The organism is Pseudazoarcus sp. NS36 (assembly GCF_059703705.1).
Genome location: NZ_BAAKJA010000003.1, coordinates 339,351 through 354,075, shown reverse-complemented (window position 1 = coordinate 354,075; position 14,725 = coordinate 339,351). Strand labels below are relative to the sequence as shown.

At 66.4% G+C, this 14,725-nt stretch carries 16 protein-coding genes; 9 read left to right on the top strand and 7 right to left on the bottom strand.

Annotated features, from left to right (window positions below; translation table 11 throughout):
• Positions 1-32: 32 nt before the first annotated feature.
• On the bottom strand, positions 33-1,073 hold the full coding sequence (gene selD / locus AC6H0R_RS06935; protein WP_497580620.1) for a selenide, water dikinase SelD: 1,041 nt from the start codon (positions 1,071-1,073) through the stop codon (positions 33-35).
• Positions 1,074-1,158: 85 nt separating this feature from the next.
• The gene (locus AC6H0R_RS06930; protein WP_497580619.1) at positions 1,159-3,000 is read right to left on the bottom strand and encodes a putative bifunctional diguanylate cyclase/phosphodiesterase; all 1,842 of its coding nucleotides are present in this window, start codon (positions 2,998-3,000) and stop codon (positions 1,159-1,161) included.
• 221 nt (positions 3,001-3,221) lie between these two features.
• On the opposite strand from AC6H0R_RS06930, the gene AC6H0R_RS06925 reads away from it, so the two are divergent.
• From AC6H0R_RS06925 to AC6H0R_RS06915, 3 genes are read left to right on the top strand one after another with little or no spacing between them, the layout of a single operon-like run.
• On the top strand, positions 3,222-3,803 hold the full coding sequence (locus AC6H0R_RS06925; protein WP_497580618.1) for an LOG family protein: 582 nt from the start codon (positions 3,222-3,224) through the stop codon (positions 3,801-3,803).
• Positions 3,804-3,853: 50 nt separating this feature from the next.
• Positions 3,854-4,813: a hypothetical protein gene (locus AC6H0R_RS06920; protein WP_497580617.1), complete on the top strand. Its 960-nt coding sequence runs from the start codon at positions 3,854-3,856 to the stop codon at positions 4,811-4,813.
• A gap of 34 nt (positions 4,814-4,847) precedes the next feature.
• Positions 4,848-5,288 (top strand): PaaI family thioesterase, encoded by a 441-nt coding sequence (locus AC6H0R_RS06915; protein ID WP_497580616.1) that lies wholly within the window; start codon positions 4,848-4,850, stop codon positions 5,286-5,288.
• Here AC6H0R_RS06915 and AC6H0R_RS06910 read toward each other — a convergent pair.
• Complete coding sequence (locus tag AC6H0R_RS06910) at positions 5,285-6,832, bottom strand: bifunctional aminoglycoside phosphotransferase/ATP-binding protein (protein ID WP_497580615.1); 1,548 nt, start codon at positions 6,830-6,832, stop codon at positions 5,285-5,287. The genes AC6H0R_RS06915 and AC6H0R_RS06910 overlap by 4 nt on opposite strands.
• A 98-nt stretch (positions 6,833-6,930) precedes the next feature.
• Here AC6H0R_RS06910 and AC6H0R_RS06905 point away from each other — a divergent pair, with 98 nt between their 5' ends.
• Positions 6,931-7,401, top strand: a complete 471-nt coding sequence (locus AC6H0R_RS06905) for a FixH family protein (RefSeq protein ID WP_497580614.1) — start codon at positions 6,931-6,933, stop codon at positions 7,399-7,401.
• Here AC6H0R_RS06905 and AC6H0R_RS06900 read toward each other — a convergent pair.
• Positions 7,385-8,215: an amidohydrolase family protein gene (locus AC6H0R_RS06900; protein WP_497580613.1), complete on the bottom strand. Its 831-nt coding sequence runs from the start codon at positions 8,213-8,215 to the stop codon at positions 7,385-7,387. The two genes, AC6H0R_RS06905 and AC6H0R_RS06900, sit on opposite strands and share 17 nt — an antisense overlap.
• 95 nt (positions 8,216-8,310) lie before the next feature.
• Between AC6H0R_RS06900 and AC6H0R_RS06895 the strand changes: the two genes are divergently transcribed.
• The 4 genes from AC6H0R_RS06895 (at position 8,311) to AC6H0R_RS06880 (ending at position 12,567) form a co-directional block, all read left to right on the top strand.
• The gene (locus tag AC6H0R_RS06895; protein WP_497580612.1) at positions 8,311-9,885 is read left to right on the top strand and encodes an EAL domain-containing protein; all 1,575 of its coding nucleotides are present in this window, start codon (positions 8,311-8,313) and stop codon (positions 9,883-9,885) included.
• A gap of 117 nt (positions 9,886-10,002) precedes the next feature.
• Positions 10,003-10,884 carry a protease HtpX gene (gene htpX / locus AC6H0R_RS06890; protein WP_497580611.1) on the top strand — a complete coding sequence of 294 codons (882 nt, stop codon included), beginning with the start codon at positions 10,003-10,005 and terminating at the stop codon, positions 10,882-10,884.
• A gap of 37 nt (positions 10,885-10,921) precedes the next feature.
• Positions 10,922-11,905 carry an amidoligase family protein gene (locus tag AC6H0R_RS06885; protein WP_497580610.1) on the top strand — a complete coding sequence of 328 codons (984 nt, stop codon included), beginning with the start codon at positions 10,922-10,924 and terminating at the stop codon, positions 11,903-11,905.
• Entirely contained in the window at positions 11,890-12,567 is a 678-nt protein-coding gene (locus AC6H0R_RS06880; protein WP_497580609.1) for a gamma-glutamyl-gamma-aminobutyrate hydrolase family protein, read from the top strand. Before AC6H0R_RS06885 ends, AC6H0R_RS06880 begins: the two co-directional genes overlap by 16 nt.
• Here the strand turns inward: AC6H0R_RS06880 and AC6H0R_RS06875 are convergent.
• Complete coding sequence (locus AC6H0R_RS06875) at positions 12,564-13,418, bottom strand: EamA family transporter (RefSeq protein ID WP_497580608.1); 855 nt, start codon at positions 13,416-13,418, stop codon at positions 12,564-12,566. The genes AC6H0R_RS06880 and AC6H0R_RS06875 overlap by 4 nt on opposite strands.
• A 270-nt stretch (positions 13,419-13,688) precedes the next feature.
• Between AC6H0R_RS06875 and AC6H0R_RS06870 the strand changes: the two genes are divergently transcribed.
• On the top strand, positions 13,689-14,051 hold the full coding sequence (locus AC6H0R_RS06870) for a DUF1428 domain-containing protein (protein ID WP_497580607.1): 363 nt from the start codon (positions 13,689-13,691) through the stop codon (positions 14,049-14,051).
• A gap of 148 nt (positions 14,052-14,199) precedes the next feature.
• On the opposite strand, the gene AC6H0R_RS06865 is transcribed toward AC6H0R_RS06870, so the two are convergent.
• Together AC6H0R_RS06865 and AC6H0R_RS06860 are read right to left on the bottom strand one after the other, a co-directional pair.
• On the bottom strand, positions 14,200-14,514 hold the full coding sequence (locus tag AC6H0R_RS06865) for a hypothetical protein (RefSeq protein WP_497580605.1): 315 nt from the start codon (positions 14,512-14,514) through the stop codon (positions 14,200-14,202).
• Between the two features lie 9 nt (positions 14,515-14,523).
• On the bottom strand, positions 14,524-14,685 hold the full coding sequence (locus AC6H0R_RS06860) for a hypothetical protein (RefSeq protein WP_497580604.1): 162 nt from the start codon (positions 14,683-14,685) through the stop codon (positions 14,524-14,526).
• Positions 14,686-14,725 lie beyond the last annotated feature (40 nt).

The following is a 14,725-nucleotide window of genomic DNA, read 5'->3' as shown; positions in this document are numbered from 1 at the left end:
CTGAGTTTTGGTGGCTCAGGACCGCAAGGAATTCAGCTCAGCGTCACGCGCGCATCACCGGCAGCGAGCTGCCCGATCACCCAGCCATCGTTGCCCTGCACGCTGCGGATCGCGGCCAGCACTTCGGCCTCCGCGGCCGGATCGCAGGCGATCAGCAGGCCACCGCTGGTCTGCGGGTCCGTGACGAGCTTTTGCAGCCACTCCGGCGCATCGGTCGGCAGCGTCACCGCATCGCCATAACTGGCCCAGTTGCGCGTCGAAGCACCGGTTGCAACGCCGGCCTTGGCAAGTGCCAGCGCAGCGTCGATAAAGGGCAGGTGTGCGGCGTCGAGTTGTGCCGCCAGGCCCGAGGCGCGGCAGATTTCCAGCAGATGGCCGGCCAAACCGAAGCCGGTCACGTCGGTCAGCGCATGCACGCCGGACATCTTTGCCAGCGTGGTACCGACGCGGTTGAGCGTGGTGGTCCAGCGCAGCATCTCGGCGTAATCATCCGGCGAGAGCTGACCTTTCTTGAGCCCGGCCGACAGCACGCCGATACCCAGCGGCTTGGTGAGGATCAGCGTGTCACCGGCCTGCGCCGCAGCATTGCTCTTGACCTCGGCGGGGTCGACCACACCCAGCCCGACGAGACCGTAGATCGGCTCTAGCACGTCGATGGAATGCCCGCCGGCAATCGGGATGCCCGCGTCACGACACACCGAGGCGCCGCCTTCCAGAATGCGACCGATGACTTCCGGCGGCAGCTTGTCGATGGGCATGCCGACAATCGCCAGCGCCATGATCGGCTGCGCACCCATGGCGTAGACGTCGGACAGCGCATTGGTCGCCGCGATGCGGCCGAAATCGAAGGGGTCGTCGACAATCGGCGTGAAGAAATCGGTAGTGGCCACGATGGCCTGACGTTCGTTGAGGCGGTACACCGCCGCGTCGTCGGAGTGTTCGGTGCCGACCAGCAAATCGGGCGGCACGAGGCCGGGCGGCATCGCCGCGAGCATGCGCGACAGCAAGGCCGGGGCGATCTTGCAGCCGCAGCCACCGCCGTGGGAGAACTGGGTGAGTCGGATGTCGTTCATCGGGGGTCCGCTTCGAGGCCCGCAGGATGGGGCAGAGCGGGGATGCTAGCGTGCGCGCTGCAGCGCGGCAAATCGCAGCGCCGATTCAGTGGATCGACAGATGGCGGCTGGCGAATTCGGCTGCCGGCAGCGCCTGGCCGAACAGCCAGCCCTGCGCCTCGCCACAGCCCGCGGCGGTGATCTCGTCGAGCTGCGCTTCGGTTTCCACGCCCTCGGCAACCACCTTCAGACCGAAAGCCGTCGCCAGCGACACAATGGCCTGCACGATGGCGGCGTCACGCGCATGGCCGGGATGGTCGCGCACGAAGCCGCCGTCGATCTTCAGCCGCGACAGCGGCAGATCGCGCAGATGTCCGAGCGACGACCAGCCGGTACCAAAGTCATCCAGCGCCAGCCGCACCCCCAGCGCACCCAAGCCGCGCAGGTTGGCACCCACCTCGGGAGAATGCACCAGCAGCGCGCTTTCGGTGATTTCCAGCTCCAGCCGCTCGGGCGGAATAGCGTGGCGTTCCAGACACTGCGTGACGAAGCCGGTGAACTCCGGATCCTGCAGTTGGCGCGCCGAGAGATTCACCGACAGGGAGAAATCAGGCACCTGCCGCATCCACACCGCGGCATCGCGGCAGGCGGCGTCGAGCACCCAGGCGCCGATCTGGCTCATCAGCTCGCTCTGTTCGGCCACCGGAATGAAACGTCCGGGCGGAACATCCCCGAGCGCCGGGCTCGTCCAGCGCAACAAGGCCTCGGCGCCGGACACGCGGCGCGTGGCCGAATCAACCTTGGGCTGGTAATGCAGGTGCAACTCGCCGCCGGCCAGCGCACAGCGCAAGCCGTTCTCGATGTCGAGACGCTCACGCGCCTGCACTTCCAGCTCGGGGGCGAAGAAACGCCAGCTGCCGCGCCCCGCAGCCTTGGCCGCATACACGGCGGTATCGGCCGCGCGCAGCAGGGCGCCGACATCGGCACCATCCCTGGGGTACAAGGCAATGCCGACGCTGACGCCGACCGTGAGCGTGTGGGCATCAATGCCATAGGGCTCGGACAGCCGGCGGATGATGTGGTTGGCTGCACCGATGGCAGCCTCCGAGTCGCAGTGCTCGATCAGCGCGACGAACTCGTCGCCCCCCATGCGGCACACCATGTCGCGGTCACGCACACTGGCCCGCAGACGCGAGCCGACAATCTTGAGCAGCCGATCTCCGACCTCGTGACCCAGGCTGTCATTGACGGTCTTGAAGTGGTCCAGGTCGCAGAACAACACCGCGAAGGAATGGCCGGTGTTGCGCGCGCTCGCAATGGCAGAGGCCATGCAGTCATTGAACAGGCTGCGGTTGGGCAAGCCGGTGAGCTCGTCAAAATGCGCGCGTGCCGTGAGCTGGCGTTCGGCATGCAGGATGCGCCGCCGCAGCCCGACCGTGAGCAGGTAGGCCGCACCGAAGGCAATGCCGGCCACCACTGCGACCAGACTCAGATAGCGCATCATGCGGATGGCCAGCACATCGGGATCGGCGAGAATGCGCAGCTCACCCAGCCTGGGGCCCGTAGCCGGCAGATCAAACCCGATGCCGGGGCTCAGGAAGCCGCCGTCGCGTTGTTCGAAATCGGCCAGCGCACTGCCGTTCGAATCGCTGGCGGCAAGCACCGAGGGCTTGCCGTCCGCGTCCAGCCGCAGCAGCGCGGCCTTGCCGATCAATACATGGGTCGCCAGTTCATCCAGCAGACGACGGCCCGAAGTATCATCGTCAAACTCCAGCGCAGCGGCAGCACGTGGCGCGACGAGACGCGCTTCGGCCTCCAGCGCCGCATGGATGTGGCCACGGCTGTCGACGTACTCGAACACCACCAGCAGCGAAGCGGCCACGATCAGCGCGAGGCCTGCGGCAAACATCTGCAGCCGCTGACTGGCACGCGGGATGCCGAGCGTCATGCGAGGAAGTGCCGCTGTCGGGCGGCACGACGAAAGGTGAAACAGCCTCGGCTCCGGGTCATGCGATCCTCAATGCGGCTACATAGGTTTCCAAGACGTGCTGCGATTGGCTGATTTTACGTAGATTTTCCTAATATCCAAGGGGCATGCCCGGCCTTTTCGGGTTTGGAGCGTGCAATAGCACCGCTCTCAACGAAGCCGCTTACCCAGAGGGAGGATGAATGCAAAGCATATGTGTCTACTGCGGCGCGGCGCGCGGGCGCGGAGAGGTGTACGTGGAGGGCGCGCGCCGCCTGGGGGCCGAACTGGCGCAGCGCGACTTGCAGCTGGTGTATGGCGGCGCGTCAGTCGGGCTGATGGGCGTTGTCGCCGACGCCGTGCTGGAGGCCGGCGGCAAAGTCGTCGGGGTGATCCCCGAATCGCTGATGAAGAAGGAACTGGCCCACCCCGGCCTGACCGAGCTGGTGGTGACGCACTCGATGCACGAGCGCAAGACCGTCATGGCGGATCGGTCCGACGGCTTCATCGCGCTGCCCGGCGGCATCGGCACCTTCGAGGAGCTGTTCGAGATCTGGACCTGGGCGCAACTGGGCTTTCACCGCAAGCCCTGCGGCGTACTCAACGTTGCCGGCTACTACGACAAGCTGCTGGGCTTTCTCGATCACGCTCGCGACGAAGGCTTGCTCGCACCCAGCGTGCGTGAGGTGCTGCAGGTCGCGGATGCGCCGGATGCGCTGCTGGAGCGCTTCGCCGGCTGGCAGCCACCGAATGTGGACCGCTGGCTCGGCCGCGGCGAGGTGTAAGGCTCACCGCAAAGGCGTAGAATCCGCGCCTTTTCAAGGGCAGGACAATCATGGCAAGCGGGCGTCACAGCACCGGCGTGAAGGGCTTCTGCGCCGACCTGTTCAGCGTGTACTTCACGCTGCTCAAGGTCATGGTGCCGGCGCTGATCGTGGTCAAGGCGCTCGACCTGCTGGGGGGTACCCGCTGGCTCGCCTTCGCGCTGTCGCCGGTGATGTCGCTGGTCGGGCTGCCGGATGAAGTCGCCATCGTGTGGGCCGCCGCGCTGCTGGTGAACATCTACACCGGCATGGTGGTGTTCTTTGACGTGGCGCCGCAGCTCGGGCTGTCGGTGGCCGAGGTCACCGTGCTCGGCACCATGATCCTGATCGCCCACTCCCTTCCGGTCGAAGGCGCCGTGGCCCGCGCGGCCGGCGTGTCCTGGCGCGCCACGCTGGCCATCCGCCTGGGCGGTGCGCTGGCGCTCGGCGCACTGCTCAACCTTGGCTACTCGGCCAGCGCCACGCTGCAGCAGCCTGCTCGCCTGCTGTGGCAGCCCGCCGGCCCGGCGGACGACAGCCTCCTCGCATGGGGCCTGGCCCAGCTGCAGATGCTGGCGCTGATCTTCGTCGTCATCGCCGCCCTGATGCTGTCGCTCAAGGCGCTGCGCGCACTGCGCGTCGAGCGCTTCATCCACGCCCTGCTCGCCCCCATGCTGCGCTTCATCGGCATTGGCCGCGAAGCCGGCCACATCACGGTGATCGGCTTCACGCTGGGCATTAGTTTCGGCGCCGGCCTGCTGATCCGCGAGGCACGCTCGGGTGTGCTCAACCGCCGCGACATGTTCCTCACCATGGGCTTTCTCGGCCTGTGCCACAGCGTCATCGAAGACACCCTGCTGATCGTGCTGCTAGGCGCCGACCTGTCCGGCATCCTGTGGGCGCGCGTGGTCTTCGCGCTGCTGGTGATCGCCGTTCTGGCACGTCTGCCGATGCTGGACCGACGATTGCGCGAGGCCCCGACGCAGGGTTAGCCTCGGGGCGTCGCCCACTTCACGGAAAGCACCGATGAGCAGCCCCCGCCTCGCCCCCGACATGAGTCTTAAAGTCCTGCAGCAACGCGTCCAGGGTACGCACCTGCCGGGTCACTTCGGCATCGAATTCACCCATCTGGAAGCCGGCCGCGTCGAGGCCCGGCTGGCCGTGCGCCCCGAGCTGATGGCCAGCAACGGCTACCTGCACGCCGCCACGGTGATCGCGCTGGCCGACACCTCCTGCGGTTTCGGCACCATCGCCCACCTGCCCGAAGGCGCCACCGGCTTCACCACCATCGAACTCAAGAGCAACTTCCTCGGTACCGTGCGCGAAGGCGCCATCCGCAGCGTGGCGCAGCCCGTGCATGCCGGACGCACCACTCAGGTGTGGGACGCGGAAGTCTTCGACGAGGCCAGCGGGCGGCGCATCGCGCTGTTCCGCTGCACCGAGATGATCCTGTACCCCAGGGACTAGAGCGCGTCGAGGCGGGCCAGCACGGCCTCCCAATCCACGTCGCGCGAGGTGTCGATGGCCACCGCCGGCTCGTCGGCACCCAGCGGCTCGCGTGAGGCGAGTTGGTGTTCCAGCACGCTCACATCGGCATCGGCCGCATCCAGTCCTTCGGCCGCACGTTTGGCAACCCGCTCACGCAGCACCTCGGGCGGGGCATCGAAAGCAAGAATCGCGAACGACACGCCCAACTCGCTCGCCAGAGCGCGGAACTGATTGCGCTGAGCACGCTTGAGAAAGGTCGCGTCGACCAGCGCCGGGCGCCCGGCAGCCGTCACCGCGCGCACGATACTTTGCAGCCGGGCGTAGGTGCGCTGCGTCATGTCCGCCGAGTACAGCCCTTCGCCGACTGCCGCCGTGGCGCGTTCGCCGGCCTTCAAACCCGCCAGCCGCTTGCGCTCGACGTCCGAACGGATGCGGATCGCGCCGCGCTGCTCGACCAGCGTGCGCCCGCAAAAACTCTTGCCGGCGCCGGACGGGCCGCTGGCAATCCACACCGCCGCACGTCCTGATGTGATGCGCGCCAGCGCGTAATCCAGATACATCGCCAACTCGTCGCGGCAGGCCGCCGCTTCCGCGCCATCGGCCTGTTGCATGCGGATGGCGGCAACCTTGGCACGCACCATGGCGCGATACACCACGTAGTAAGCCAGCAGTGCCAAGCCGTCGTAATCGCCACAGGCTTCCAGCCAGGCATCCAGGAAGCGGTTGGCCAGATCGACACGACCGCGCGCCTCGCAGTCCATCACCAGAAAGGCGACGTCGGCCATGACGTCGTTCCAGCGCAGCTGCGGGTTGAATTCGATGCCGTCGAACAGGCGCGCGCGGCCTTCCAGCCACACGATGTTGGCCAGATGCAGGTCGCCGTGGCACTCACGCACAAAGCCGGCAGTCAGCCGCGCATCAAAAGTCGCGGCAAGCTTGCGCGACTGCTCCGCGCTCCAGGTCTCCAGCCGGCCGATGCGTTCGAGCAAGGTTGCATCCGACACCAGTCCGCGCATCTGGTCGAAATTCTGCTGCACCGGGAAGATCACCGCCTCGGCCGTGCCAAAGCCGTCGTCGGGCTGCGCCACGGCGATCTGCGCGTGGAAGTCGGCAACGTGTTGTGCCACAGCCTCCATGTACTCAGCGGTCAGGGCGCCAGCCGCCAGCAGGTGCGCAAACAGGCACGACTGATCAAAGCGGCGCATGCGCACGGCAAACTCCGACGCACCCTCGACCGGCCCGATGTGCGCATCCGCGCCGCCGTACACGCCGACCACGTCCTCGTAGATTTCAGGCGCGGTGCGGCGGTTGAGGCGCACTTCCTCGGCACACATCGCGTGGCGGCGTTCCGGCGTGGAATAGTCGAGAAAGCCCAGATCAAGTGGCTTCTTGATCTTGTAGGCAAAGTCGCCGGCAAGGATCACCCAAGAGGCATGGGTCTCGATGCACTCGATGTGCTCGGCCGGATGCGGAAAGCGGCCGGCGCGCACGAGGGCAGCAGCGATGGATTCGGAGTCAGTCATGCGGGCGCAACGCTCGGGCAAAACGTCGATTCTACCGGGCGCGACAGCCGGCACCGAACGCGCTAGGCTTGCCGCCAACACGCAAACGGAGCATCCCCTTGGCTGGCAGCAACAATACCCCGCGCATCGTCGCGGCAATCCTCGGACTGGTCTTCTTCGCGCTGATCGGCGCCTTCGTGGCGATGGCGATGATCTCGCGCGACGAGGTGCGCATCAACGCCATCGGCCCGCTCGGCAAGGCGCCGGGCGTGGAACGCGGCGGTGTGCGCTTTTCCGGCACGGTGCATGTGTGGGAAGTGGTCGGCAGCGTCGGCACCGATGCGCAGGGCGCGGCACGGCTGGAACTGAATCTGCGCGGTCCCAACGGTCAGCCACCGGACGCAGGACTGCAACTGGGCGCCAGCTTTGTCCGGCCGGACGAAGGTGCGGTGGCGATTCCGGCGCGACTGCAGCGCACCGGGCGGGGCGTCTACAGCGGCAGCGCCTCGCTGCCCGGCGACGGGCCCTGGCTGCTGCGCGTGAGCGTGCCGGACATCACCGGCGTGCTGGCCTTCACGGTCGATCCCTGAGCCACGGCGCGTACAGCTCTTCGGCGTTGCGCCACAGCAGGCGCTCCTGCACCGCCGGGGCAAGATCGCCCACCCACTGCCGGATATCGCTCACGACCTCGCCATAGTGCTGCCAGCGGTTGGTGCTGAACGTGTCGACGGCGACCACGAATCGTTTCGGATAGGCCTCGAACACCTCGCGCCATTCGGGCAACAGCCGTCCGTCGGGCGCAATGCGGGCATCGCGCACCGAAGTGTCGACCCACAGCGCACGCCCTGCATTGCGCTCCAGCATGCGAGCGACGATGCCGGGCGCCGGCACCGTACCCAGGTGCGCCCACAGCACACGGACCGCCGGCGCGATCTCGAAGACACGTTCAATCACGACGGGGTCGCCGTGGATCAGCAGCATCAGGTCGTTCGCGGCAGCAATGCGCACCAGCTCGGCAAACACCTCGCTGTCGACATCGCGCGCAAACAGATGCAGTTCGCCGATACCGGCCCAGCCACCCTCAGCCACACGCGCCGCGACACGTGCAGGCAGCTCACGGTCGTACATCCACATCGCCTTGCCGACGTGCGAGGCATACACACCCAGCAGCGGAATCACGCGTTCCGGCGCATGCGCGTGCAGCTCGCGCGCATGCTGCCAGGGCGCACCCGAGATCACCACGCGCGACACGCTGGCAGCATCCAGACGCGCGATGACGTCCTCTGGCGCCAGCGCCGCGGCGTCCGCGGCAGTGTAGTGGGAGTGCGCGTCCAGCAAAGGGGGGCCCGCAAAGGCCGCCGTGCTCAGACAGAGCATCGCGAGAAGGCATTTCAGAGCGCGCATGTCTCATCGAGCCCACAAGCTCGGGCCAGGTTCCCGTCACCATGCTGAAAAGCCGGGTTGCGTGGCACACTGCCATCGCGCAAAACGGAGACGCCATGCCGCGCCGAGCCATCCAAGTCCTGACCGCAGTGGCCGCCGTCGTCGCGCTGGCCGCGCCGACCACGCTCGGCCTCGTACTCAGTCACCAGCAGGCGCTGGACACCGCAACACAACGCGCACTCGATCTCGCCCGGGACGCCTTGCGGCGTGCCGAGGAAACCAGCGATCAGATGGACGCCGGCATCCGCCAGCTCGCGGCGCTCGGAACCGAATACCCCTGTTCGCCCGCCCACCTCGGTGCGATGCGACAGATCGATCTGTCCTTCACCTATATCCAGGCAATCGGGCATATCCGTGGCGAATACCTGGTCTGTTCATCGATTTCGGGCCCGGAGAGCGGTCGCGGCCTTGACCTCGGTCCGGTCGATCATGTCACCGCACGCGGCGTGCGCGTTCGCAACAACGTGACTCTGCCGTTCGCGCTCGGCGAAACCTTCATCGCTGTCGAGCGCGACGGCTTTGTCGTCATCCTGCACAAGAACCAGTCGATCGACATCACCGGCGCCGACGGCACCACCTCGGTCGGCGTGGTCACGCTCGGCAATCGCACCCTGGTCACCTCGCGCGGTCATCTGGAGCCTCACTGGCTGGACGCCATCTCTGACAGCCCGGACGCAACGTTTGTCGACTCCGGGCATCTCGTTGCCATCGTGCGTTCCCAGCGCTATCTGATCGCCGCGATCTCGGCCATTCCGACCAGTGAGATCAACCGGTACACGCGCGCTGCTGCAACCTGGCTGGTGCCGATCGGGATGCTCGCCGGCTTGCTGCTGGCCGCAGCCGTGTACCAGCTCATGCGCTTGCAGCAACAGCTGCCCTCGGTCATTCGCGGGGCCTTGCGCAGGGGCGAGTTCTTCATGGTCTATCAACCCATCGTCGCGCTCGACAGCGGAGCCATCGTCGGCGCCGAGGCGCTGCTGCGCTGGCGCAATCGGGAAGGACACCTCATCCCGCCCGACGTGTTCATTCCGGTCGCCGTCGAATCCGGCCAGATCACGCGGCTGACGCGCCGGGTAATCGACCTGCTCGGGCGCGATCTCGAAGGCATTTTCACGCGCCACCCCTGTTTCAGGGTTTCGCTGAACCTTGCCGCCGAAGATGTCTGCAACCCCCATACACTGCCGCGTATCGCCGATCTGCAGCGCAAAACGCATGCCCAGCCGGGCAACATCGTGGTCGAGGTCACGGAACACAGCCTGCTCGAAACACAGCAGGCACAGCAGGCCATCGCCCAACTGCGGGACAACGGCGTGCCGGTCGCCATCGATGATTTCGGTACGGGCTATTCCAGCCTTTCGGTCATGCAGTCCTTGCAGGTCGATTACCTCAAGATCGATCGCTCCTTCGTTGAAACCGTGACGACCGAGGCCGTCATCAGCCAGGTCGTCCCGCACATCATCGACATGGGCAGAAGCCTTGGGCTGGGCATGGTCGCGGAGGGCGTCGAGACTCCCGAGCAGGCCGACTACCTGCGTGCCCGGGGTGTGCAGTTTGCGCAGGGCTGGCTGTTCAGCCGTCCGCTGGACATCGCCACCCTCATCGCGCGCCTGCAGCGCGACATGGCCGACTGAACCCCTGCGGAACGAAAGCCTCACCTGCGCAGACAAAGACAGCGCACAAGCCGCTCACAACGCGGCATCATTGCGCCGTCGCGCGGGACCGCGCACCTTCTGAAGTGGAACAAGAACATGAAACGCATCGCCCTTTTCCTTGCCACCAACCTGGCCATCATCGTGGTGCTCAGCATCACGCTGCGCCTGCTCGGCTTCGAGCGCATCCTCGACGAGCAGGGCGTCAATCTCGACCTCAACTCGCTGCTCATGTTCGCCGCGGTGTTCGGCTTTGGCGGCTCCTTCATCTCGCTGGCCATGTCCAAATGGACCGCCAAGCGCATGACCGGCGCCCACGTCATCACACAACCCGGCAACGACGTCGAACGCTGGCTGGTCGACACCGTGCGCCGTCAGGCCGAAGCGGCCGGCATCGGCATGCCCGAGGTCGCGGTGTATGAGGCCCCCGAACCCAACGCCTTCGCCACCGGCGCCAGCCGCAATAACGCATTGGTGGCGGTCAGCACCGGCCTGCTGCGCAGCATGCAGCCGGACGAGGTCGAAGCCGTGCTGGCACACGAGGTCTCGCACGTGGCCAACGGCGACATGGTCACGCTGGCGCTGATCCAGGGCGTGGTGAACACCTTCGTGATCTTCCTGTCGCGCGTGGTCGGGCACCTGGTCGACCGCGTCATCTTCAAGACCGAGCGCGGCCATGGCCCGGCTTTCTGGATCACCACCATCATTGCCGAACTGCTGCTCGGCATCCTCGCCAGCATCATCGTGATGTGGTTCTCGCGCCGTCGCGAGTTCCGCGCCGACGCCGGCGCCGCCGACCTCGCCGGCCGCCAGAAGATGATCGCCGCGCTGCAGCGTCTGGCCGGCGCACGCACCGAGCCGCTGCCCGACAAGATGGCCGCCTTCGGCATCTCCGGCATGAAGGGCGCCGGTATCAAACGCCTGTTCATGACCCACCCGCCGCTCGAAGAGCGTATCGCCGCGCTGCGCGAGCAGCGCTGAAACCAGCCCTCCATGCGCGTCAGGTACACTGATACGCATGGATGCCACCCCACACGCGCTGCCGCTGCCGCCGTGGCGCAACAACCCCGAAGGCCAGCCGCGCCGCATTGGCGTCGAGCTGGAGATGAGCGGGCCGTCGCTCGACGAGCTGGCCCGCATCGCCGCCGATGCACTCGGCTGCGAGGTCGTCGATACCAGCCGCTATGAGCGCACGCTGCGCGGTGACGCGGCCGGCGACTGGATCGTCGAGCTCGACTTCCACCTGCTCAAGCAGCTTGGCCAGACCGAGCGAGACGGTCTGTTGCGCTCGGCCGAGGATGCGCTGCACGCCGTGGCGCAAACGCTGGTGCCGGTCGAGATCGTCAGCCCGCCACTGCCCATGCAGCGGCTGCCAGAGGTCGAGGCACTCATCGCACGGCTGCGCGCAGCCGGCGCCAAAGGCACGGGCGACCACCCGTTCAACGCCTTCGGCATGCAGTTCAACCCCGAGATCCCGCGCGCCGACGCCAACACGCTCACGGCCTACGTACGCGCCTTTCTGTGCCTGTACGACTGGCTCTTTGCGCGTGCCGACATCAACTTCACGCGCCGCCTCACGTCCTACGTCGACCCGTTTCCGGTGGACTACATACGCCTCGTCACCGCGCCCGATTACGCCCCTGATCTGGCGGGCCTGATCGACGACTACCTGCACTACAACCCCACCCGCAACCGCGCGCTCGACCTGCTGCCGCTGTTCGCCCACCTCGACCCCGCACGCGTCGCGGCCGTCACCAACGACCCGCTCATCAAGCCGCGTCCGACCTTCCACTACCGCCTGCCCGACTGCAAGATCGACCTGCCCGGCTGGGGCATTGCCGCGGCCTGGAAGGACTGGCTGCAGGTCGAGCAGCTGGCCGCCGACCCTGAGCGGCTGGACGGCTGCTGCGCCGACTTCCACGATTTCATTGCCCGCCCCGCGCTCGAACGCTGGATGGGCGACTGGGCAGACGAGGTTTCAGGCCGTTGGCTCGCCCCGTAATCGCCATCACCGGCCCGCAACGCGGCGCCTTCGGCCCGCGTCTGTTGGTGTCGCTGGCCGTGCGCCTGTGCGGCGGCACGCCGCTGCAACTGCGCCCCGGTGATGCCGGACGCACGCATCGCTTCGACGGCGTGATCCTCACCGGCGGCCACGACGTAAACCCTGTGCTCTACGCCGCCGCACCCGAGGTCGAACCCCGCTACGACGAAGCGCGCGATGCCCTGGAAGTGGCCATCATCGACGAGGCGCTGGAGCGCCGCCTGCCCATGCTCGGCATCTGCCGCGGCGCCCAGCTGCTCAACGTGCGTCTGGGCGGCACGCTGTTCCAGCAACTCAAGACCCGCCGCCGCAAGACCTCACACCGCTGGACGGTGCTGCCGCTCAAAACCCTGTGCATCCGCCCCGGCACCCTGCTGGCGCAACTCATGGGTGAAGGTACGGCACGCATCAACAGCCTGCACAACCAGGCCATCGACCGCAGCGGCAAGGGGCTGTCCATCTCCGGCACCGACCTCGATGAGCTGCCTCAGGCCGTCGAACACCGCGAGCACGGCCCGCTGCTGCTCGGCGTGCAATGGCATCCGGAATTCCTGATCTTCATGAAGCGCCAGCGGGCGTTGTTCCGTGCGGTGGTGGAATCCGCCCGGGAAACGATGCGCTAGCGCGCCAGCCCCACGCACACGATGCCGGCCGAGATCACCGTCACCGCCGCCAGCCGTGTGCGCCAATGGGTGCGCTCGCCAAACGCAAAGATGCTGATCAGGGTCGCCAGCACCAGGCCCATGTTGGTCAGCGCCAGCACATAGGCTGCAGGCAGGTACTGCAGGGCGTGGATCACCGGTGCGTAGCCCAGACCGATGCACACACTGGCCGCCGCCAACGGGCGCCAAGGCGGGCGCATGCGCGGCACGATGCGGCCGGTGGCGCGCAGGTTCGCCACACTCAACGCACACCAGCTTGCCAGGAACGCGACCGACACCCACCCGAGCAGGCTGGCAAAACCGGGCAAGGCCGGCACCGCCTCCTTGTTCGACAGCGAATACACGCTCGTCGCCAGCGCCGCCAACAGCGCCCATGGCAAGGCCGCACGCGGCTCGCCGCTGCGCGCCGTACTGGCCAGCCACAACAGCCCCGCCACCGAAACCAGAATCCCCGCCCAGCCCAGCGGTGAGATGGACTCGCCAAAGAACAGCACCGACCACACCGCGATCAACAGCGGCGAACTGCGCGCCACCGGATACACCAGGGCCACCGGCGCCCGCCGATAGGCCGCCCGCAGGCCGAGGAAGTACACGCTGTTCGCCACCGCCGTCACGGCCAATGCCAGCAACAGGCCCGATGACCATGTCACCTCCCGCAGCAGTGCCCACAGCGACCAAGGCCCGATCACCACCAGATGCCCGGCCAGCCCCCACCACAGGAAATCACTGCGCGGGTCCGCCCGCCGCGCCAGCAGATTCCAGGTGACGTGCATCAGCACCGCCAGCGCGATGGCAGCGAGGGCGAATGTCATGGCGTTGCGGCCCGGACAGGCACACCCGCCGATTGCCGAATCGGTAGTGAGAGCGAGGTGCGCAAAGGTGAATGGGTGGCCACGACGTAGCGTAGTACAGGCATGGCCGAATGGGATGAGCGTAACCCGTGTTCGAAGGCTGCCAGGCCAGCCGATACGACCCGACTCCGCTCGCTCTTTGACGGCGCTGTCGAAAACCGGCCATCCCAAACGACTACAGTACGAGTCCGCCCACCAGGGTCGACCCCATCACCCTCAAGGAGAACAAAGATGCCCCGCTATGTAGATGGATTCCTGCTGCCCGTCCCGAAAGCCAACGTCGAGGCCTACCGCCGCATGGCGCAAACCGCGGCCGAAGTGTGGCGCGAGCATGGCGCGCTCGAATATGTGGAATGCGTTGCCGACGACGTCGAGCCCGGCAAGGTCACCTCATTCCCGCAAAGCGTGCTGCTCAAGGAAGACGAGACCGTGGTCTTTGCGTGGATCACCTACCCCTCACGCGAAGAGCGCGACCGCATCAATGATGCAGTGATGAAAGACCCGCGCATCGCCAACATGTGCGACCCCAAGAACCTGCCCTTCGATGGCATGCGCATGATGTGGGGCGGGTTCAAGACCATCGTCGAGGGGTAAGACAGCGCCTCCGGGGCCGCGCAGCAAACGGCAGCGGGCGCGAGGCGCCCGGAGGGCGGGGCGTCTGACGCGTTACGATTCGCGCGTTTATCATGCTTGCATCGATGCCACTGGACTGCTCCAGCTGTCCGTTGGAGTTTGATGCCGCTCACCTGAACACAAACGGGCCAAAGAGCGTGCCCCAGAACAAGGCCAGAATCACGACGACAAACCAGCCGGCCTGTCTGGAGTTTTGCGCAAAAAAAGCCAGCGGCATCAGCCCGATCACAAAGATGGCCAAGCCGAAGTGCTGCGCGTCATCACCGAAGAGCGGGCCCGCATAGCCAAAACGGCTCCAGCGCGCAGGCGCATACAGGGAAAAGAAACTGAGCGCGCCAACCCCCGAAACAACCAAAGTCGTGAGTGCAGCAAAAACTCTTGCCGGCCATGATCGTTTCATTGATGTGCGAGACGACTTTTGCATGATCGCAAGTTACTCGGCCACAAAATCCAGCAGGATGAAATAAGCGAAGCACGTCTCACGGGATGCTTCATGTCTCACGATGGCTATCTGCCGACAGCTGGTATCGGATCGACGAACCAGTTCGATCGCTTCTCGCTTGAACTCAGGGCCCTGCATATTGCGCTTGGACATGAACACTTCTCATGGCTCTTACAAGCCTGATCGGAAGTAC